This is a genomic window from Blastococcus sp. SYSU DS0541 (assembly GCF_054050875.1).
Genome location: NZ_JBJHAD010000022.1, coordinates 36,184 through 56,210 on the forward strand (window position 1 = coordinate 36,184; position 20,027 = coordinate 56,210).

Consider the following 20,027-nt stretch of genomic DNA (forward strand, 5'->3'; position numbering starts at 1 on the left):
CCATGAACGACGTCCACCCCGTCCAGCGCCTGTGGCGCGGCATGCGCAGCACCCTGTGGCCGATCCCGCTGCTCACGGTCACCCTCGCGGTCGGGCTCGGGGTCGGGATGCCGATCGTCGACGGGTACCTCGGCACGGGCGGTCCGGCGTCGCCGCTGAGCTTCGTCTTCGGCGGCGGCCCGGCCGCCGCCCGTGACCTGCTGGCCTCGATCGCCGGCTCGCTGATCTCGGTGACCGGTGTGATCTTCTCCCTCACCGTCGTGGCGCTCCAGCTCGGCAGCAGCCAGTACTCGCCGCGACTGCTGCAGACCTTCGCCACCGACCGCGTCGTCCAGCTGACCCTGGCCCAGTTGACCGGGACCTTCGTCTACGCCCTCACGGTGCTGCGGACGGTGCGGACGGCAGAGGCCGCGGCCGGCGACGACTCGTTCGTCCCCCGGGTGTCGATCACGCTGGCGTTCCTGTTCGCGGTGGGCAGCGTCGTGGCCCTGGTGGTCTTCCTGGGCCACCTCGCCCGCTCCCTCCGGGTGGAGACGATGCTGCGCGACGTCCACGCCGAGGCGACCCGGGCCGTGCGGGACGAGGACGACGAGCCGGACGACGGCGGCCGGCTCCCGGAGAGGCCCGGGACTCCCGTCGAGGCCACCGGCAGCGGCTTCGTCATCGACGTCGACGTCGAGCACCTGGTGGAAGCGGCCCGGGACGCCGACGTCGTCCTCGCCCTCTCCCCGCGCATGGGCGACGCCGTCGTCGCCGGGACACCGCTCGCCGAGGCCTGGCGGCGCGGTGGGGGGCCCGTCGAGGACGTGGCGCCGCTGCGGGACGCGCTCTCCCGCGGCGTCCGTCTGTCCTACGAGCGCTCCCCCGACCAGGACCCGGCCTACAGCCTCCGCAAGATCGTCGACATCGCCGGTCGGGCGCTCTCGCCCGGCATCAACGACCCGACGACCGCCGTGCACGCCCTGTCGCACGTCTCCGCCCTGCTCGGTGTCCTCCTCCGCCGCCGCGGCACCGTCCGGTCCTGGTGCGACGACGACGGCGCGGTGCGGCTGCTCGTGCCGCAGTGGACCGCCGACGAACTCCTCACCGTCGGCCTGGAGGAGCCCCTGCAGTACGCGTCGGGGCAGCCGGCGGTGCTGCGCCGGATCGCGGGGCTGCTGCACGAGGTGGCGTGGCAGGTGCGCGGGGAGGGGCTCGACGACGCCCTGCGCAGCCTGCTCGACCGCACCGTGGACCTGGCGCTGGAGAGCACCGCGATCGAGAACCGCGAGACCAGCGCCTGGCGGGCGGCCTTCGAGGACGCCCTGGCCGGGCGCTGGTCGCCCGCCCGTCGGCTCAGCCCGCGATCGCCGGTGTCGGACGCGCCGGCGGGGTGAGCGCCGGGCCCGCGGGGCCGCGGGCCGGAGCCACGGTCAGAGCTGCGGGCGGACCCCGGCTTCCTCGATCAGCTCCTCAGGTGCCAGTGGTCCCTCACCGGCCATCACGGTGCGGCCGGGTCCGCGCCGGCCGAGCGGGAGGACGGTCTTCTCCTGGGCCCCCTCCAGCTCCAGGGCCAGGGCGGCGTAGAGCGCGAGGACCGCGAGGGCCACGCCGATCCACCCGGCCCCCGTCTTCCACGCCTGCGACCCGGTCATCTCGTAGACGCCGGTGACGACGAACCGGGTCCCCGCCAGCGCCATCACCGCTGCCGGCACGACCTTGCTGCCCATCGCGACGGCGGCCGGGGTGAACATGCCCAGTCCGGCCACCAGGAGCAGGACGCCCAGCCCGCTGCTGACCGAGCCCGGCGGACTGGTCAGCGTGGTGAACCCGGCGACCGCCCACGTCCCGCTGAGGATCCCCATCCCCGTCGCCGCCACCGGGTCGCGGCTGAGGAACCCGAAGACGGAGGCCAGCAGCTGCAGGGGGAACGTGGCGAACAACGCGGTGCAGCCGGCGACCCGCCCCTCGGCGGCGGGGATCCAGCCCAGCTGCACGGCGCTGAACATCGTCGTCGCCAGCGCCAGGGCGAGGAACCCCAGGGGCAGGGGGGTGGCCAGCGGCCGCAGGACGATCCGCGTTCCGGCCGCCCCCGTCGCGCCGTCGGGGCTCAACTGACCAGCACCTGGGTCGCCGACTCCTTGAGCTTGCCGTTGGCCCACCGGACCTGCCGCAGGGTCTCGGGGTGGCAGCGCTCGGCGAGCTCGAGCAGCTCCTTCTTCCGGGCGCCCTGCGCGCCCTGGGCGAGGAGCTCCCAGTCCAGCGACGTGCCGGACGCCTCGCGGTAGATGTGCCGCAGGTCGGCCAGCAGGAGCATCCCGGGCGTGCTGCTGCGCCCCATCAGGTCGGACGCCTTCTGCCGGGCCTTCTCCAGGACGGTGGGGTCCCCTTTCGGCTCCGGGTCCAGCTCCAGTCCGAAGTCCCTGCCGACCTCGGCCAGGGCCCGGACGTGGTCCTGCGACCAGCGGGCGATGTCCCTGGCCACGTGGAAGACCTCGTGGTCGGCCTTGTGCCGGTCGGACATCGCCAGCAGGGCGCCGGCCAGGTGGTTCTCGGAGCGGTGCAGCTCCTCGATCGCCAGGTGCAGCTTCATCGGGTGCCTCCCGACACGGTCGCCGGCTCCCCGGCGGGCAGCTCCTCGGTGGTCAGCTTCTCGGTGGAGAGGGCGGCGTCACCGCCGGTGGTGGGCGGCACACCGTCGGTGACGGGCTTCGATCCGGTCGTCGTCGGCGCGAGGGACGGCCCACGACCCTTCCCGAGCCGCTTCACGGCGGCGGCCGCGGTCTTGAAGATGGGCTGCTTGGAGGCCGGGTCCCAGTCGGTGATCGTCAGCTCGTTGGCGGCCCTGCCCCGCTTGCCCGCCGGCTGGTGACCGTCGGGCTCGTCCCAGTACCCGTAGTGGAAGGGCAGGAAGACCACTCCGGGCCGGATACCGCTGATCCGCAGCTTGGCCTCGACGCGGCCACGCGGGGTCCTCACCTCGAGCAGGTCGCCCTCGGCGAACCCACGGTCGGCCGCATCGCTCGCCGACATCTCCACCCACACCTCGGGCGCCGCCTGCTGCAGCTGGGGTGCCCGGGCGGTCTTCGTCCGGGTGTGGAAGTGGTACAGCGTCCGCCCGGTCATGAGCTGGAAGGGGAACTCCTCGCTGATCACCTCGTGCGGCGGCACGTACTCCGTCGCCTTCAGCACCGCCTTGCCCGAGGGGTTCATGGCCTTGTACTCGACCGGCGACAGCGGCGCCCCGGTGACGAGGTCGCGGCCGTAGCTCTCGCAGTAGCCCGGGTCGGACCAGAACTGCCCGTCGACGTAGATGTGCTCGGTGCCGTCCGGGTGCTCGTCGTTGCACGGCCACTGGATCCCGCTGCCGCCGCGGAGCTTGTCGTAGCTCATGCCCGTGTAGTCGCAGGGGCGCCCGCGGGAGCACTCCTTCCAGCCCTCGAAGGCCTCCTCGGGCGTCGACCACTTCACCAGCGGCGCGCCGTCCTTGTCCTTCAGCCCCATCCGGTGGGCGAAGTCCAGGAAGATGTCGAAGTCCGGCTTCGCCTCGCCCGGTGGCTCCACGGCCTTCTCCGACAGGTGCACCGTGCGGTCGACGTTGGTGAAGGTGCCGGTCTTCTCGCCCCAGGTGGCGGCCGGGAGCACCACGTCGGCGAGCTGCGCGGTCTCGGACAGGAAGATGTCCTGGACCACCAGGAACAGCCGGTCCTGGGCGAGGATCTCGCGGATCCGGCCGAGCTCGGGCAGGGAGACCGCCGGGTTGGTGGCCTGCACCCACATGAAGCGGATGGAGCCCTCCTCGGCGTACCGGAACATCTGCATGGCATGGGTGGGCGGCGAGTAGTGCGGGATGTCCATCGGGTCGACGTTCCAGACCCGGGCCAGGTCCTGGATGTGCTCGTCGTTGGACCAGTTGCGGAAGGCGGGCAGGTCGCCGTCCGCGCCGCACTCGCGGGTGTTCTGCGCGGTCGGTTGCCCGTTCATCTGGAGGATCCCGCAGCCGGGCCTGCCGAGCATGCCGCGCAGGATGTGGATGTTGTTGACCTGCACGGCCGATGCGGTGGCCTGGTTCGCCTGGTAGAAGCCCTGCAGCACCGTGGACATCAGCCGCTCGGCGGTGCCGATGAGCCGGGCGGCCTCGCGGATCTGCTCCGCCGGGACGTCGCACACCTCGGCGGCGACCTCCGGCGAGTAGTTCGCCACCCGCTTGCTGAGCTCCTCGAAGCCGACGGCGTGCTTCCCCACGTACTCGGTGTCGACCCAGCCGTTGGCGATGATCTCGTGCAGCAGGGCGTTGGCCAGCATCACGTTCGTGCCCGGCCGCGGCGCCAGGTGCACGGTGGCGTGCCGGGCGACCGGCGTCTCGCGCGGGTCGATGCAGACGACCTTCGGGGGGTTCGGGCCGGCCAGCCGGTCGAGGATGCGCGTCCAGAGCACCGTCTGCGTCTCGGCCATGTTGTGGCCGTAGAGGGCGATCACGTCGGCGTGGTCGATGTCGGTGTAGGAGCCCGGTTGCCCGTCGCAGGCGAACGACTCCTTGAGTGCCGCCGCCGCGGTGGCGGTGCACAGCCGGGTGTTGCCGTCGACGTGGTTGGTGCCGATGCCGCCGTGCGCGATCAGGCCGAGGGTGTAGTACTCCTCCAGGAACAGCTGCCCGGTGGTGTAGAAGCTGATCGCGCTGGGCCCCTGCTCGTCCAGCAGCTCCTTCGCCCGGCCGACCACCGCCTCCATCGCCGTGTCCCAGTCGGTCTCCACGAGCTTCCCGCCGCGGCGGATCAACGGCTTCGTCAGCCGGTCCGGGGAGTTGTTCGCCTGCCAGCCGAAGAGGTCCTTCGGCCCGAGCCGGCCGTGGTTGACCCGGTCGACGGCCCGCCCGCGGACCCCGACGATCCGGTCGTCCTTGACCGCGATGTCCAGGCCGTCGCCGTTGCTGTGCAGGATCGTCGCCGACTGCACCCAGCGGTCGACGTCGTCCTCGGTGAGCCCGTCGGCGAGGTGGACGTCCACCCGGGTGGGCCACTCCTCGCCCGGGCCGTACGGCGTGCGGGTGCCCCAGGGCTCCGCGATTCGGTCGATGCGCGTCACGTGCGTCCTCCGGCAGGAAGCGTCTGTCGTGCGGGGATCGGCGCAGGTGGGTGCACGCGCTGTCGTGCCGGCGGTGCCCCTGCGCGGGACGGGCCGGCGGCTGCTGCACCGGCGGGGCCTGGGCCACCCTTCCCCCGACCGGCGCGGTGAAACGGTGGAGCGGACAGGCCCAGACGGCTGACACGACTTCGTCATGAAGAGCCCGGCCAGGGGACGAGCAGGTCACCCGTGGTGCTCGTGGGCCCCCGCGACCCCCTCGAGCGCCGTCCCCGCGCCGTACTTCTCCGCCGGGATGACGCTCAGCGAGCCGTCGCTCTCGAGGACGACCGCGGCCACCGCGGACAGGTCCCCGGCTCCCGACGAGCGGACCGCCTGGCGGATCTCGTCGATCCCGACGCGGACGTCCCGCATCCGGTCCTGCAGTGGCTCCCCGTCGCGCAGCACCTGCGTCGGCCGGGAGGTGACCACCCCCCGGAGGGCGGGCCAGCGCACCGTCAGCCAGGCGACGACGAGCTGCAGCAGGGCCAGCAGCCCGAGGGCGACCGCACCCTCGGTCCAGGCGACGTCGGTGCTGAGGAGGATGGTGGCCAGCGTGGAGCCCAGCGCCACGGTGACCACCAGGTCGAAGGCGTTGAGCTTGGTCAGCGTCCGTTTGCCGGTGAACCGGAGGATCACCACCACGGTGACGTAGGCCGCCGATCCCACCAGCAGAACTCGGATGATTCCGGACCACTCGTCGAACCACATGGACGCCCCCTACCCCGCCGACCCCCGCGACGACGCAGCGCTGCGCGTTCCGGCATCCCGCGGCGGGCCGGTGGCCCGGCGGTACAACCGCCGGCCGAGCGTGGCGGTCAGCCCGTGCGCCAGGGTGCTGGCCGCGACCACCAGCGAACCGGCCGCGAGCACCACCGGGTCGATCGAGAGCCGCTCGGACTCCAGCGTCAGGTAGAAGAGCGCCGAGATCCCGATGGGGCCGAACCAGCCGAGGTAGACCCCGTCCGGCGGGGCGAGGTGCAGCGGACGGCGCAGCAGGTAGATCACCGGCGGCCGGCGCAGCAGCAGGGTGAGCACGGCGAACACCACCCCGGACCAGCCCAGTTCCCGCCACTGCGCCCACGGCAGCAGCGCACCGAACGCCACGAAGAGCGGGAGGATGACGAACCGGTTCACGGCCTCGTCGATGCGCACGTCCGCAACCCGTTCGCGTCCGGTGCTCACCGCGTTGAACGCCAGGCCGCAGACGAAGACGGCCAGGATGCCGTCGATGTGGATCAGGCCTCCGACGCCGAGCACGGCGAGGGCCAGGACGACCGTGAACACCAGCTCCGGCCCGGGGTCGGTCGCCCCGTGGTCGGCTCCGGCCCGCAGGGCACGGCCGCCCAGCCAGCCGAGCAGGGCGCCGAGCAGGATGGCCCCGGCGACCTGCCAGAGCGACTCGAGCAGCGCCTCCCCCACCGAGAGGGGGCCGGCGAGCGCGATCGCGACGAGCACCAGCGGCAGCGCCAGGCCGTCGTTCGCGCCGGACTCCAGGGAGAGCACCTCCCGGTCGCGGTCGGGAAGGTCCTCCTCGGCGGGCTTGCCGGTCACCACGTTGGACGCGAGCACCGGATCGGTCGGCGCCAGCGCGGCGCCCAGGAGCGCGGCGACCCCGACCCCGGCACCCAGCGTGATCCCGGCCAGCCCGGCGGTCACGAGGGCCATGACCGGCATCACCACGGCCAGCAGCAGGAGGACCGGCCGCCAGCGGGCGCGTACGACGCGGGCCGGGTAGCGCAGCGCCACCGCCATGACGGACACGGCCAGCAGCAGCCGCGCGGCGGTGTGCAGCCAGCCGTGGTCCTCGAGCAGATCGGGCAGGGGCAGGACGCCGAGCACCGCCGGGCCGAGGACGACGCCGATGGCGAGCGCCAGGAGCGGCTCGCTGAACGGGAGCCGGCGGATCCGGTCCGACCACGCGGCGGCGACGAGCGCGAGTGCGCCCGCCGTCGCCAGCAGCACGTCGACGGTCACCGGGGAGCACCGGCCGCCGCGCTGATCGCGGTCACGGGGTCACCCCAGGCTGGCGATGAGCTCCCGGCACGCCGTCTCGCAGCGGCGGCACGCCTCCGCGCAGACCCGGCAGTGCTCGTGCATCTCGGCGTGGCTGCCGCACTCGTCGCCGCAGGACTTGCACGCGGCGGCGCAGGCCTCCAGGACGGCCCGGGTCAGGTTCGCGTCGTAGCCGGTGTGCCGGGAGAGCACCCGGCCGGTGGTGTCGCAGATGTCGGCGCAGTCGGTGTTGCTGCGGATGCACTTCGTCAGCTCTGCCACCGAGTCCTCGCTCAGGCAGGCGTCGGCACAGGCGGTGCAGGCCTGCGCGCACTCGACGCAGGCCTCGATGCACTCGAGCAGCTTCTGCTTGTCCACACCGCCGAGGTCCTTCGGGTAGGTGTCGAGCATCTGGGCGGCGACGGTCACGTCGGTCTCCTCCGTGGTGGTGGTCCGGGACGCGGATGCGTCCGGGGGCTCTCGCCGCACCCGCCGTACCCCCGTCGCCGGCTCCGGCACGCAGCCCGGCCCATGACGATCCCGTGACGGGTGCGCGCCGCGCGGCCGTCACGCGCGCTCGGCGTCCTCGGCGGCGGCCTCCTCCGGCGAGGGCTCCGGCTCGTCGCGGAGGAAGAGGTACCAGTACGACGTCGCGACGAAGACGACGGCGCCCACCAGGTTGCCCGCCCCGGCGAGCAGCCAGTTGAGCAGGGTGTCGTCCCAGCCGAGGTCGGGGACGCCCGCGAAGATCGCCGCGGGCAGGAAGAACATGTTGGCGACGACGTGGTCGAAGCCCATGGCGACGAAGGCCATGATCGGGAAGAAGATCGCCAGGATCTTCCCGGACACCGACGTCGCCGCCAGCGACATCCACACGGCCAGGCAGACCAGCCAGTTGCAGCCCACGGCGCGCAGGAAGGTCTGCCAGGGCGACTCCTCCAGCGCCTTCCCCTCGGCGATGGAGGCGAGCCGCTCGTACGTCAGCCCGCCCGTCCCCGTCGCGTCGGCGTCCCCGATCACGCCGGTCTGGACCGCGAGGAAGTAGGCGACGAACAGGGCGCCCAGCAGGTTGCCCAGCAGGACCAGGGTGAGGTTGCGGACGACGTCGTCCATGCCCAGCTTGCCGTGCATCGCGCCCAGCGGGACCAGCATCATGTTCCCCGTGGCCAGGTCGGAGCCCGCCACCAGGACCAGCACGAGCCCCAGGGTGAAGGTGGCGCCCGTGAAGAGCGTCGGCAGCGTGCCCCAGGTCTCCGGGTCCAGCCCCGAGGAGACGGTGATCGCGACCAACCCGCCGAAGGCGATGTAGGCCCCGGCCAGGAAGGCGCTCACCAGCACGCGGTCCCAGGTGCGACCCACCTTCTTGGTGCCGGTCGCCGTGGCGACCTGGGCGATCTCCTTGGGTTCCCGTGCCGCCATGGTCGTGCCTCCCGTGGGTGGTCCGCCGCTCCAGGGAGCCTCCCGCCCGTTCCCGGCCGCGGCAACCGGGCGGTGGGCCGGGCCGGGAGGGCGCCACTCCTCCCGGCCGCGCCGTCGTCACGCCGTCGTCACGCCGTCCCCCCGCTGGTGGGCACGGCGCCCACGGCCGGGCGGGGAGCGCCGAAGGCGCGGATGAAGTGCCGCGCCGCCTCCTGCTGGGCCTGCTCGGCCTTCTCCAGCACGGCGGCGGCGCCGAAGAACTCGTGCATGACGCCCGGGTAGTAGCGGTGGGTGGTGGGCACCCCCGCGGCCTCGAGCTTCTCCGCGAAGAGCTGCCCCTGGCTGCGCAGCACGTCGCGCTCGTCGGTGATCACCAGCGTGGGGGGCATCAGCGCCAGCTGCTCGCGGCTCCACCCCAGCAGGTCGACCCGCGGGTCCCGCGCGCCCTCGGGCCTCCCCTCGAACGCGTGCATCGCCATCCACGAGAGCAGCGCGCGGTTGAGCGGGCGGCCGTCCGCGGCGTCCTCCATCGACTCACCGAGCTGCTCCCCGGTGGTGAGGGGGTAGACGCACACCGCGGCGGCGGGCACCTGCTCGCCGGCCTGCGCCAGTTGGAGCGCCGTCGCCGCCGCCATGGTGCCTCCCACGGACTCCCCGCCGATGCCGATGCGCGACGGGTCCCCGCCCAGCTCGGCGGCGTGCGCGACCGTCCACCGGTAGGCGGCGAGGACGTCGTCGTGCGAGGCCGGGAACACGGCCTCCGGTGCCCGGCGGTAGTCCGGGCTGACCACCATCGCGCCGGTCTTGTTGCAGACCCCGCGGCAGGACGCGTCGTAGGTGTCGATGTCGAAGAGCACCCAGCCGCCGCCGTGGATCCACATGATCACCGGTAGCGGTCCCTCGGTCGCCCGCACCGGCTTGTAGACCCGCATCCGCAGCTGGCCGCCCGCAGCGTCGGGGATGACGATGTCCTCCACCGAGCCGACCTCCTCGGGCCCCTCGATGCCCTTGTCGGCCATGACCTTCCTGACGGCGTCGTCGGGGCCCGGCTGGGAGCGCGCCTGGTCGGGCTCGAGGATCTCGAACGGCAGCGGGCCCAGCGAGGAGTGGGCGTCGACGATCGCCTGCGCCTGCGGGTCCAGCAGGCCGGAGGCGTCGGTGGCCATCTCCTTCTGCCGGCCCGACAGCAGGTCGCGCACGTGGTCCAGCGGCTTGGCCAGCATGCCGGCGATCCGCTCGGCGATCCCCTCGTCGGGGGCGTGCGGGTGCGGACGGGTCGGGGCCATCCGCTTGGCCGCCAGGAACTCCCTGCCGAGCTGCGCCATGCGCTCGGGCCCGGCCTTGCGGCGGAACTCCGGCAGCTCCTCGCCCTCCTCGTCGCCGACGTGGTGGCGGACGACGCGCATCAGCCTGCTGAGGGCCTCCTCGAACTCCTGCTCCCCGGGTTCGGTGCGGCCCAGGACGACGAGCAGCTCCTTGATCTCCTGGTGCTCGTGCTCGGCGTCGTCGTGCTCGTCGGTCATCCCGATCTCGGTCCAGATCGGGTAGAGCACCGTCTCCTCGGCGAAGGCGTGCAGCGCCAGCTCGAAGGAGACCTGGTCGACCAGCACGCGGCGGTTGCCGCGCCCGGCCTCCAGGTGCTGGAACTGCCGCTCGACGATCGCGTGGTCGTCGGCGATGAGGTGGTCGATGTCGCCGGGCAGGGTCGGGTAGGTCAGGGCCACGGAAGGCCTCCTCGATGCTCGATGGGGTTCGCAACCGGCCCAGGTGGCTCTACCCCGCACCGCCGCCGGCACGCGCCCGTCCTGGTTCACCCGGCGGTGACGGGGATGCGCCGCGGGACCGGCACCGTCTGCAGGTCGGCGGCCACGACGACCTCCCCGCCGAACGCCTCCCCCGCCTCCTCGGCGAATCGCCGGGGGTCGTCGTACCGCTGGGAGAAGTGCGTCAGCACCAGCGTCCGGACGCCGCAGTCGGCGGCCACCGTCGCCGCCTGCCGGGCGGTGAGGTGCCCGTACCGGCGGGCGAGCCGCTCGTCGGAGGAGAGGGAGGTCGACTCGATGAGCAGGAGGTCGGCGCCGTCGGCCAGCGCCCACACGGCGTCGCACAGCCGCTGCAGCCGCCCGACGTCCGCGCCCGCGATGCCGGCGCGGGCCAGCCGCTCGGGCAGCATCCGGCGACCGTCGGGCTCCACCAGGCGGTAGCCGTAGGTCTCGACCGGGTGGTCCAGCCGGCGCGCCTCCAGCAGCCCGGGGCCGCCCGTCGCGAGCGGCCCGTCCCCGGTCACGGGCCGCTCCCGGACGTCCAGGACGTCGTGGAACACCGACGCGTGGCGCAGCCGCTCGAACCACGGCTGCCCGCCTGCGGGGAAGTGCACCGGAACCGGGTGCGCCGCCCGGTCCAGGTTCATCCGCTGCAGGACGCCGGGCAGCCCGAGGCAGTGGTCCCCGTGGAAGTGGGAGACGGAGATCCGGGTGATCGCGCTGCTGGGGGTAGCCGTTGTGGTTGCGGTCGCGGGTGGGGGCCTGGCTCGACGTACCCAGGACGACGAGCTCGCGCGCCGCCACGCCGCCGCCTCAGCTCAGGCCGGGTCGGCCGGCTCCTGACCCACCGCCTCGTCGACCGAGGTCTCGCCGTCGGTGCGGCCGCCGCCCGGGCGGGCCGGGTCGTCGCCCACGCTGGCGTGCGAGCCCTCGTCGGGCTGCTCCGGCTGGGTGTTCGGATCGGTCATCCCGTGCTCCTCGGTCGGTCCGGCGTGGAGGCCCCCCATCGTGGCCGGTCGCGGGCGCCGCCGCGATCCGGCCGGGGGCGATCAGGCCTGCCGCTGCAGCACGAAGTCGTAGCGCGACTCCAGCCACGGCACGTCGATCGAGCCGCCGTCGGGTGTGCTGCCCGGCTCCCGCTCCTCGAACGCCGTCACCAGCTCCTGCTTGGTGCCGAACACGACGTCGCTGTCCAGGTAGGGCGCCCCCTGCTGGAACAGGTGGGTGATCAGCGGCTCGAAGCCCGGCACGTTGATCAGGAAGTGGATGTGCGCCGGCCGGAAGTGGCTGATCTCGGTCCGGGCGACGAGATCACCGACCGGCCCGTCCATCGGGATGGTGTAGCCCAGCGGCGCGATGGTGCGCAGGCAGTACTCGCCGTCCTCCCCGGTCGTGTACTTCGCCCGCAGCCGGGCCTCGTCGATGTCGGGGATCTGCGACTCGTAGGCGCCCTCGGTGTCGGCCTGCCAGACGTCGAGCACCGCCCCGGCCACCGGGGCGCCGTCGAGGTCGGTCACCCGGCCGTGCAGGTACAGCGGCGTCCCGGGCAGCCCCTCGGACATGTCCTCGCCGTAGCCGAGCTCGGGCGAGCCCTCGATGTGGAAGGGCCCGAGCACGGTGGCCGGCGTCGCCCGCGGGTCCAGCCGGTGGTTCATCTGGACGACGAGCATCGACAGGCCCACCACGTCGGAGGCGAGGATGAACTCCTCCCGCTTCTCGCTGCTGATCTTGCCCGTGGCGGTCAGCCACTGGACGGCGGCCATCCACTCGTCCTCGGTCAGCCGCACCTCGCGGGCGAAGTCGTGCAGGTGCCGCACGAGGGCCGTCATGACCTCCGCGAGCCGCGGGTCGCGGGCGGTGGCCCAGCGCTCCACCGCGAGCTCGGTGATGTTCTCCTCGGTGACCAGGTCCACGACGGTCCTCCTGCCGTCCGGCGCGGCCGCTGACGGCCGCGCGCTTCCTCCCCCGCGCTTCCCGCGTGGGGCGTGCTCGTTCAGGGCGTCAGGACCAGCCGGACGCCGGGGTCCCCGGTCGCCTGCCGCCGCCACGCGGTGGCGACGTCGGCGAGGGGGACCTGCTCGTGGGCGACGGCGAGCCGGCCGGCCGCCGCCTCGAGCGCGACGGCGCCGACCGCCTCCGCCCGCTGCGCCGGGGTCAGCGCGTTGTTCGTGTAGCCGAGCACCGACGCGGACTTCCCGCGCAGCACGGCCGAGGAGAAGTCCGCGGTGTCGCCCGCGGCGCCGCCGAGGTTCACCAGGCGCCCGCCCGCGGAGAGCGCCCGGGCCGCCGCGGTCGCCGCCGCCCCGAAGACCGGGTCGACGACCAGGTCCAGCCGCCCGCCCGCCGCGTCGGCGAAGCGCTCCACCAGCGCGTCGACGCCGGCGTCGAGCGCCACCACCGCGTCGGCGCCGGCGGCCAGCGCGCGCTCCCGGGCCGCCGCCGAGCGGGCCGCCGCCACGACGCGCCCGGCACCGAGCAGCCGCGCCGCGCCGACCGCGGCCTGCCCGACGGCCCCGCCGGCGCCCAGCACCAGCACGTGCTCACCCGGCAGCAGCCCGCCGCGCCAGGTCAGCGACATCCAGGCGGCGACGGCGGAGAGCCCCAGCGCGGCCAGCGCGGCGTCGGGGACGTCGGCGTCGACCGGGACCAGGTCCTCGGGTGCCACCGCGCAGCGCTCCGCGAGGCTGCCGTCGCCGGGGGCCATGCCGGCGCTGGTGGCGAACCAGACCCTGGTGCCCGGCGCGGCACCGGGGCCGTGCTCGACCACGCCCACGCCCTGGACGCCCGGCACGTAGGGCACCGCGGGGCGCCCGAAGTAGGAGGTGCCCGAGGCGCACAGCAGGTCGAGGGGGACCAGCGGTGCGGCGGTCACGCGGACGACGGCCCGGTCGGCGCCCGGCTCGGGATCGGGGTGCTCCCGCAGCTGCGGGGTCTCCCCCGGCGTGTGCAGGACGGCGGCGCGCACGGCCGGCCCCTCAGCCCCGCGGCCGCGCGCCGGGCAGGGGCGCGGGGACGTAGGGGTCGGGCGGCACCGGCCGGTTGTTGAGGTCGACGGAGAGGAAGACCTCGTCGGCCACCGGGTGCCGCAGCTCCTCGGCGAGCTGGCCGATCAGCCCGGCGGTGCGGGCCAGCAGCGCGAACCCCCGCAGCAGCTCCAGGGGCAGCCCGAGGTCGGCCAGCGCCGCTCCGCAGACGCCCGCGCCGTTGAGCGGCAGCCGCTTGCCGAGCACCTGCTCGTGCGTGCGGCCGATGGCGGCGAAGAGCCGCAGGTGCGGGCCGACCAGGCCCTCCTCGGCCGCGATCTCGAACAGCCGCGGCGTGCGCGGGTCGCCCTGCTTGTGCACGTGGTGCCCCAGCCCCGGCACGAACCGGCCGGCGGCCCGCTGGGCGGTCACCGTCTCGAGGGCGAGCGCGTCCCAGCCGGCGTCGTCGGCGGGCAGGTCGCCGTCCACGGAGGTGAGGACGTCGTGCAGGAAGCGGCCGCAGTCCTCGGTGACGCCGAGGAAGCGCGACCCGCCGCCGAGCAGCCCGGCGGCGAGGGCGCCCTGGATCGAGTCGGGGGCCGAGAGGTAGGTGAGCCGGGTGACGATCGCGGTCGGCGTGAACCCGTGGTCGGCGAGCGCGGCGAGCACCGCCTCGAACACGCGGGTCTCCCCCGGCGTCGGCCGCCGCTGGGTGGCCAGCCAGAAGGCCAGCTCCCCGAAGCCCACGCTGCCCATGACGTCGCGGGCGAGGTCCGTGCCCAGGAGCGTGATCGACTCCAGGCTGGAGGCGCCGAGCGCCGTCGGGTACCGCGGGCGCTCGGCGGTCACGGGGCCCCCTCCTCGGTCGAGAGCCAGCGCCGGATCTCCGCGCCGTGCTCGTCGAGGCCTGGCGGCGGGAGCCGGTAGGCCGCCGGCGTCTCGGAGAAGGTGATCGGGTTGCGCACCGTGGGCACCGCGGCCGCTCCCTCCCCCACCCGGACGACCGGGTCCAGGCCGACCTCCTGCGCGAACGCCACGCCCTGGTCGATGGTGTTGATCGGCCCGCACGGCACGCCGGCGCCGATGATGTCGCGGAACCACTCCTGCTTGCTCCGGGTGCGCAGCCGCTCCACCAGCAGCGGGCGCAGCTCCTCCCGGTGGGCGGTGCGGTCCTCGTTGCGGCTGAAGCGCGGATCGTCCGCGAGCTCGGGGATGCCGAGCACCTCGACCAGCCGGCGGAACTGGCCGTTGTTGCCGGCCGTGATGATCAGGTCGCCGTCGGCGCAGGGCAGCGGCTCGTAGGGGAACAGGCTCGGGTGGCTGTTGCCCATGCGGAAGGGCACCACGTCGCCGGCGACGTAGGCGCTGGTCTGGTTGACCAGGCCGGACAGCGCCGAGGAGAGCAGGTTCACCTCGATGTGCTGCCCGCGCCCGGTGGCGTGCCGGTGGTTGAGCGCCGACAGCACCCCGATGGTGGCGTGCAGGCCTGCCATGACGTCGAAGAGCGCCACCCCCGCGCGGTACGGGGAGCCGTCCGGGTCACCGGTGAGGCTCATGAAGCCCGAGATCGCCTGGACGATGAGGTCGTAGCCGGGCAGCGCGGCGCCCTCGGGGGCGCTGCCGAAGCCGCTGATGGAGGCGTAGACGACGCGAGGGTTGCCCGCCGCGACGGCGTCGTAGTCCAGACCGAAGCGGGCCAGCCCACCGGGCTTGAAGTTCTCCACGAGCACGTCGGCCCGCCGCGCCAGCTCACGCGCGGCCGCGAGGTCGCCCGGGTCCTTCAGGTCGAGGGCGACCGAGCGCTTGTTGCGGTTGGCGCCCATGTAGTACGTGGAGACGCCCTCGCGCACCGGCGGCTGCCAGGTGCGGGTGTCATCGCCGTGCGGGCCCTCGACCTTCACCACCTCGGCGCCGAGATCGGCGAGCAGCATCGTGGCGTACGGCCCGGCCAGGATGCGGGAGAAGTCGGCCACCAGCAGGCCGGCGAGGGGTCCCGCCGCCGCTCCCCCGGAGTCCTCGGCGTCAACGCTCATCCGGGTCGCACACTCCTCGTCCTCGACGGCTGCGGACAACCGTCCGCATTCGGCGTCCGCAGTCTCCGACGGCCGTACCGGGCTGTCAACCGCTGGTCCGATGGCCCGCCATCTCCACGCGACCCGGTTGACAGCTCCTGGTCCACAGGACATGGTGACGCAGGTCGCACAGGGTGTCCGCTGTACGGACGCCGGTCCGGCGACGCGACGACGACGTCCAGGAGGAGACGATGACCCACTCCGAGCCCGCTCCGGCGGCCGGTCGCCCGGTGGTGCTGCGCGGGGGGACCGTGCTGACCATGGACGAGACCTGCACCGTCCTGCCCGACGCGGACGTGCTGGTCGTCGACGACCGCATCGCCGCGGTGGGGCCGGCGCTGGAGGTCCCCGAGGGCACACAGGAGATCGACGCCCGGGGCGGCATCGTCATGCCGGGGATGGTCGACACCCACCGGCACATGTGGCAGACGGCGATGCGCGGCTACGGCGCCGACTGGACGCTGACCCAGTACTTCGTCTGGTACTACCTCGAGCACGGGCGGAAGTTCCGGCCCCAGGACGTCGCGGCGGGCAACCGCCTCTCGGCGCTGGAGGCGCTGGAGGCCGGCGTCACCACGACCGTCGACTGGTCGCACGGCCTGCAGTCGGTCGAGCACGCCGAGGCCGCCGTCGACGCCCTGCGCTCGGTGCCCGGCCGCTTCGTCCTGGCCTACGGCAACATCCAGGCCGCACCGTGGGAGTGGACCGCCGACGCCGACGTCCGCGCCTTCCTCGAGCGCCAGCGCGACGCCGCCGACGACATGCTCGGCCTGCAGCTCGCCTTCGACGTCACCGGCGACCCCGCCTTCCCCGAGAAGGCCGCGTTCGAGGTCGCCCGCGAGCTCGGCCTGCCCGTCACCACGCACGCCGGCGTCTGGGGCGCCACCAACGACGACGGCATCCGGCTCATGCACGAGCACGGCTTCATGACGCCCGAGACGGTGTACGTGCACGCAGCCACCCTGACGCCTGACTCCTACCACCGCATCGCGGCCACGGGCGGCTCGATCTCGGTGTCGACGGAGTCCGAGCAGAGCGCCGGGCAGGGCTACCCGCCCACCTGGCAGGTGCGCTCGCACGGCATCCCCGTCTCGCTGTCGATGGACACCAGCGTGTGGTGGAGCGGTGATCTCTTCTCCGCCATGCGCACCACGCTGGGCGCCGACCGCTCCCGGGAGCACTTCGAGGCCCACCTCTCCGGCGACACCGTCACCCACCTCCAGCTGCGCGCCCAGGACGTCGTCCAGTGGGCCACCCGCGGCGGGGCGCTGGCGCTGGGCCGCGACGACCTGGGCGCCCTCCAGCCGGGCAAGAAGGCCGACGTCGTGCTGATCAAGAACGACGCCTCGCCGGTCTCCTTCCCGCTGCTCAACCCGTTCGGCCACGTGGCGTTCCAGGCGCAGCGCGGCGACGTGCACACCGTGCTGGTCGACGGCCGGGTCGTGAAGCACGCGCACCGCCTGGTCGACGTCGACCTGGCGGCCGCGCGCCGCGAGATCGACGAGACCGTGGGCCACCTGCGGAGCACCATGGGCGAGGAGGCCTGGATGTCGGGCATGTACCCGGACCTGCCCGACTCCCAGGTGCTCGACAACCCCTACCAGTACACCGACTACAAGTCCCACGGGACGCACGCCGCCCGTGAGCAGGTGTTCGAGGAGCACCTGGCCACCGAGCGGCCGGCCGGGTCCGTCACCGACCACTGAGGAAGGACCCCCTGCCCCCCGCCGCCCGCACGGTCGCGGCGGGGGGCAGGGGGCCGCGACGCGGGCACCGAGGAGAGGACGAGGGACATGGCAGGGCGCGGCAGCGGGCCCGACTTCGTCGAGGCGCTGGCACGGGGCCTCGACGTCCTCGCGTGCTTCGATCGCGACCACCCGGCCATGACGCTGTCGGAGGTGGCCGCGGCGGCGCGGCTCGCGCGCCCGACCGCGCGACGGTTGCTGCTGACCCTCGAGGAGCTGGGCTTCGTGCGCTCCTCGGGCGGCGCGTTCGCGCTCACGCCCAAGGTGCTCACCCTCGGCATGGCCTACGTCGGCGCCCTCGGGCTCTGGGACATCGCCCGCCCGCACCTGGAGGCGCTGGTCGCCCGCACCGGTGAGTCCTCCTCGATGGCCCAGCTCGACGGCTCGGACATCGTCTACGTGGCGCGGGTGTCGGTGCCCAAGCTGATCACGCTGCGGGTGGACATCGGCACCCGGTTCCCCGCGGCCCAGACCTCGCAGGGGAAGGTGCTGCTCGCCGCACTGCCGCCGGACGAGCTGGCCGGCGTCCTCGCCGAGCCCAGCCGCGCGGGGCTGCCGCCGGTGATCGGCCGGACCCCCGAGCAGCTGCGGGCCGAGCTCACCGAGGTGCGCGCCCGCGGGTGGGCGCTCGCCGACGAGGAGCTGGCGCCCGGGGTGCGGTCGGTGGCGGTCCCCGTCCGGGACGGCGACGGCGTCGTCCGCGCGGCCGTGAACGTCACCGTGCACGCCGCGGAGACCTCCACCGAGCGGCTGGTCGGCGAGCACCTGCCCCGCCTGCTGCGCACCGCCGGCGACATCAGCGCCGAGTGGGCGCTGTGGCAGTCCCGCCCGCACGTGGAGCTCTCCCCCGGGCGGGCCACCGGCGCCACGGCCTGACCTCCCGCCACGATCAGGTTCCCTGATCGCCGGGCGCCCTCCCTCACCGCAGACCGTGAGGGAGGACCCCACCAGGTGAGGGAGGACGAGCGGTGGCCGGGTGGTGAGCTGCTCCCCGCGGCGAGGCGGTGTGCCAGGGTGGCCGGCGTGACCGCCGTCCTCTCCATCCAGTCGCACGTCACCTACGGCCACGTCGGGAACAGCTCCGCCGTCTTCCCCCTCCAGCGCCTCGGCATCGAGGTGTGGCCCGTGCACACCGTCCAGTTCTCGAACCACACCGGCTACGGCCAGTGGACCGGCCGGGTCTACGACGGCCAGTCGATCGACGAGCTGGTGCAGGGCGTCGCCGACCGCGGGGTCCTCGGCAGTTGCGACGCGGTGCTCTCGGGCTACCTCGGCTCGGCCGACATCGGGCACGCCGTCGTCGGCGCGGTGGCGCGGGTGCGCGCGGCCAACCCGGCGGCCGCGTACTGCTGCGACCCGGTGATCGGCGACGTCGGCCGCGGCGTGTTCGTGCGCCCGGGGATCGAGGAGTTCATGCGGGAGGTCGCCGTCCCGGCCGCCGACCTGGTGACGCCCAACCACTACGAGCTGGACCTGCTCTCGGGCGCCACCACCCGGTCGCTCGACTCGGTGAAGGACGCCGTCGCCGCCGTGCAGGCGCTCGGGCCGCGGGTCGTGCTCACCACGTCGCTGGTCGCCGAGGACACCCCCGGGGACGCCGTCGACCTGCTCGCCTCCGAGGGCGGCCGGCACTTCCGCGTGCGCACCCCGCGGCTCGGGGTCTCGGTCAACGGCGCCGGCGACGCGATCGCCGCGCTCTTCCTCGCCCACTGGCTGGCGACCCGTTCGGCGGCGGAGGCGCTCGGGCGCTCGGCGGCGTCGGTGTTCGGCCTGCTCCAGCGCACCGAGGACGCGCGTTCCCGGGAGATCCTGATGGTCGCCGCGCAGGACGAGTTCGTCTCCCCGACCCGGACGTTCACGGTCGAGGAGGTCTGAGCACCCGGCACCGCGGGGTGACCGGGAGGCATTGACCCTCGACCGGGCATCCGGTGGTCTGGAACGTCGTGCAGGGGGCCAGTGCCTGGCCGGCCGCCGCCGGTCAGCGCTCCAGGACCGCGGCGATGCGGGTGATGGTGGCCTCCTCCACCGGCAGGTGCGGCAGCACCGACGGCACCTCCTCGGGCTCCAGCCCGGTGTCGCCGAGGGCGGCCAGCAGCAGGTCGGCCTCCTCCGGCGGCACCGGGACCGTGCAGCCGGAGTCCTCCAGCGCCGCGCGGGCGAGGAAGAGCGCGCCGGCCAGGGTCTCGTCGGGCACCGGCGCCGGCTCGGGGACGACGGCGGACCGGGTGGCCGCCTCCGCCGCGCGCACCAGCGACAGGGGCAGCCCCTCGGCCTCGACCTCGATGAGCGGGACGTCGCGCAGCGCGGCGAGCACCAGGTGCTCGGCGTCGATGCGCAGCGGCGCCTCCCACCCACCGGCCCGCACCACGTCGTCCACGTCGGCGGGGTCCTCACCGAGGTCGTCGGCGAGCTCGGCCCAGTCCGCCGGGCGGGTCGCGCGGGCGCGCTCCCCGGCCACCCGGCAGGTCTCGGCGACGAAGGGCACCAGCACCTCGTCGTCGAACCGCTCGGCGACCAGCCGCCCGTCGGCGCCGACCATGTTGAGGGCGTCCTGGAAGCTGCCCGGCGCGGCGTCACCGAGGTCCACGCGGCCGTCCTCCTCGCCGCCGAGCAGCTGCCCGGTGGCCGCTCGCTCCCCCACCGTCAGCCCGCTGGGCGCCAACCGGCCCCCGCGCCGGTGGTGGTGCGGCCGGTCGGAGAGCCCGACGGCCCACGCGCAGCTCTCGGCGATCAGGGCGGCGCCGCGCTCGCGCAGCACCTCGCGGGTCAGCAGGCCCATCCAGTCGACGTCGAACACGACCACCACTGTGCCCCGCGACCGCCCGTCCGCGCTCGCGACCCGGGTCATTCCGCGGCGGCGCCGGCGGTGCTGCCCTTGGCCTGCTGGCTGCTGGGCCCGCCGATCCACACGGTCTTGGCGTTCATGAACTCCCGCATGCCCAGCTCGGTGAGCTCCCGGCCGTAGCCGCT

19 protein-coding genes are annotated in these 20,027 nt (G+C 74.2%); 4 read left to right on the forward strand and 15 right to left on the reverse strand.

The annotated features are described in order from the left end of the window. The first annotated feature begins 2 nt into the window (after window positions 1-2). Entirely contained in the window at window positions 3-1,376 is a 1,374-nt protein-coding gene (locus tag ACI794_RS18970) for a DUF2254 domain-containing protein (protein WP_456604042.1), read from the forward strand. Between the two features lie 36 nt (window positions 1,377-1,412). On the opposite strand, the gene ACI794_RS18975 is transcribed toward ACI794_RS18970, so the two are convergent. The 14 genes from ACI794_RS18975 to ACI794_RS19040 all read right to left on the reverse strand — a co-directional run bounded on the left by ACI794_RS18975 (window position 1,413) and on the right by ACI794_RS19040 (window position 15,273). After that, complete coding sequence (locus ACI794_RS18975; protein WP_456604041.1) at window positions 1,413-2,093, reverse strand: GPR1/FUN34/YaaH family transporter; 681 nt, start codon at window positions 2,091-2,093, stop codon at window positions 1,413-1,415. Further along, the gene (locus ACI794_RS18980) at window positions 2,090-2,572 is read right to left on the reverse strand and encodes a hypothetical protein (protein ID WP_456604040.1); all 483 of its coding nucleotides are present in this window, start codon (window positions 2,570-2,572) and stop codon (window positions 2,090-2,092) included. The genes ACI794_RS18975 and ACI794_RS18980 overlap by 4 nt, the downstream gene beginning before the upstream one ends. Further along, window positions 2,569-5,064, reverse strand: coding sequence for a molybdopterin oxidoreductase family protein (locus ACI794_RS18985; protein ID WP_456617098.1), 2,496 nt, complete (start codon window positions 5,062-5,064; stop codon window positions 2,569-2,571). Before ACI794_RS18985 ends, ACI794_RS18980 begins: the two co-directional genes overlap by 4 nt. A gap of 222 nt (window positions 5,065-5,286) precedes the next feature. Then, complete coding sequence (locus tag ACI794_RS18990) at window positions 5,287-5,811, reverse strand: DUF421 domain-containing protein (RefSeq protein ID WP_456604038.1); 525 nt, start codon at window positions 5,809-5,811, stop codon at window positions 5,287-5,289. Window positions 5,812-5,820: 9 nt separating this feature from the next. Beyond that, on the reverse strand, window positions 5,821-7,077 hold the full coding sequence (locus tag ACI794_RS18995; RefSeq protein ID WP_456617099.1) for a cation:proton antiporter domain-containing protein: 1,257 nt from the start codon (window positions 7,075-7,077) through the stop codon (window positions 5,821-5,823). Window positions 7,078-7,116: 39 nt separating this feature from the next. Beyond that, window positions 7,117-7,524, reverse strand: coding sequence for a four-helix bundle copper-binding protein (locus ACI794_RS19000; RefSeq protein ID WP_456604036.1), 408 nt, complete (start codon window positions 7,522-7,524; stop codon window positions 7,117-7,119). A gap of 138 nt (window positions 7,525-7,662) precedes the next feature. Beyond that, window positions 7,663-8,514: a formate/nitrite transporter family protein gene (locus ACI794_RS19005; protein ID WP_456604035.1), complete on the reverse strand. Its 852-nt coding sequence runs from the start codon at window positions 8,512-8,514 to the stop codon at window positions 7,663-7,665. 128 nt (window positions 8,515-8,642) lie between these two features. Beyond that, window positions 8,643-10,238, reverse strand: coding sequence for an alpha/beta hydrolase fold domain-containing protein (locus ACI794_RS19010; protein WP_456617100.1), 1,596 nt, complete (start codon window positions 10,236-10,238; stop codon window positions 8,643-8,645). An 86-nt stretch (window positions 10,239-10,324) separates the two neighbouring features. Further along, window positions 10,325-10,993: a ribonuclease Z gene (locus ACI794_RS19015; protein ID WP_456617106.1), complete on the reverse strand. Its 669-nt coding sequence runs from the start codon at window positions 10,991-10,993 to the stop codon at window positions 10,325-10,327. Window positions 10,994-11,095: 102 nt separating this feature from the next. Next, a complete protein-coding gene (locus ACI794_RS19020; protein WP_456617101.1) occupies window positions 11,096-11,245 on the reverse strand; it encodes a hypothetical protein in 150 nt (49 codons plus the stop codon). An 81-nt stretch (window positions 11,246-11,326) separates the two neighbouring features. Beyond that, window positions 11,327-12,190: a dioxygenase family protein gene (locus ACI794_RS19025; protein WP_456604032.1), complete on the reverse strand. Its 864-nt coding sequence runs from the start codon at window positions 12,188-12,190 to the stop codon at window positions 11,327-11,329. A gap of 80 nt (window positions 12,191-12,270) precedes the next feature. Continuing rightward, on the reverse strand, window positions 12,271-13,242 hold the full coding sequence (locus tag ACI794_RS19030; RefSeq protein WP_456617102.1) for a zinc-binding dehydrogenase: 972 nt from the start codon (window positions 13,240-13,242) through the stop codon (window positions 12,271-12,273). Between the two features lie 10 nt (window positions 13,243-13,252). Beyond that, window positions 13,253-14,089 (reverse strand): citryl-CoA lyase, encoded by an 837-nt coding sequence (locus ACI794_RS19035; protein WP_456604030.1) that lies wholly within the window; start codon window positions 14,087-14,089, stop codon window positions 13,253-13,255. After that, window positions 14,086-15,273: a CaiB/BaiF CoA transferase family protein gene (locus ACI794_RS19040; RefSeq protein WP_456617103.1), complete on the reverse strand. Its 1,188-nt coding sequence runs from the start codon at window positions 15,271-15,273 to the stop codon at window positions 14,086-14,088. Before ACI794_RS19040 ends, ACI794_RS19035 begins: the two co-directional genes overlap by 4 nt. A gap of 230 nt (window positions 15,274-15,503) precedes the next feature. Here ACI794_RS19040 and ACI794_RS19045 point away from each other — a divergent pair, with 230 nt between their 5' ends. From ACI794_RS19045 to pdxY, 3 genes are all read left to right on the forward strand, one after another. After that, complete coding sequence (locus tag ACI794_RS19045) at window positions 15,504-17,018, forward strand: amidohydrolase family protein (protein WP_456617104.1); 1,515 nt, start codon at window positions 15,504-15,506, stop codon at window positions 17,016-17,018. Between the two features lie 87 nt (window positions 17,019-17,105). After that, complete coding sequence (locus ACI794_RS19050; protein ID WP_456604027.1) at window positions 17,106-17,933, forward strand: IclR family transcriptional regulator domain-containing protein; 828 nt, start codon at window positions 17,106-17,108, stop codon at window positions 17,931-17,933. A 147-nt stretch (window positions 17,934-18,080) separates the two neighbouring features. Further along, window positions 18,081-18,932, forward strand: coding sequence for a pyridoxal kinase PdxY (pdxY, locus tag ACI794_RS19055; RefSeq protein WP_456604026.1), 852 nt, complete (start codon window positions 18,081-18,083; stop codon window positions 18,930-18,932). 103 nt (window positions 18,933-19,035) lie between these two features. On the opposite strand, the gene ACI794_RS19060 is transcribed toward pdxY, so the two are convergent. Next, window positions 19,036-19,854 (reverse strand): hypothetical protein, encoded by an 819-nt coding sequence (locus ACI794_RS19060; protein ID WP_456604025.1) that lies wholly within the window; start codon window positions 19,852-19,854, stop codon window positions 19,036-19,038. Window positions 19,855-20,027: the final 173 nt, after the last annotated feature.

Bases quoted from the DNA above. Each gene is read 5' to 3' on its own strand.
- ACI794_RS18990 (WP_456604038.1), bottom strand. From the start codon at position 5,811: ATGTGGTTCGACGAGTGGTCCGGAATCATCCGAGTTCTGCTGGTGGGA.
- ACI794_RS19005 (WP_456604035.1), bottom strand. From the start codon at position 8,514: ATGGCGGCACGGGAACCCAAGGAGATCGCCCAGGTCGCCACGGCGACC.
- ACI794_RS19020 (WP_456617101.1), bottom strand. From the start codon at position 11,245: ATGACCGATCCGAACACCCAGCCGGAGCAGCCCGACGAGGGCTCGCAC.
- ACI794_RS19045 (WP_456617104.1), top strand. From the start codon at position 15,504: ATGACCCACTCCGAGCCCGCTCCGGCGGCCGGTCGCCCGGTGGTGCTG.
- ACI794_RS18970 (WP_456604042.1), top strand. From the start codon at position 3: ATGAACGACGTCCACCCCGTCCAGCGCCTGTGGCGCGGCATGCGCAGC.
- ACI794_RS19040 (WP_456617103.1), bottom strand. From the start codon at position 15,273: ATGAGCGTTGACGCCGAGGACTCCGGGGGAGCGGCGGCGGGACCCCTC.
- ACI794_RS19050 (WP_456604027.1), top strand. From the start codon at position 17,106: ATGGCAGGGCGCGGCAGCGGGCCCGACTTCGTCGAGGCGCTGGCACGG.
- ACI794_RS18980 (WP_456604040.1), bottom strand. From the start codon at position 2,572: ATGAAGCTGCACCTGGCGATCGAGGAGCTGCACCGCTCCGAGAACCAC.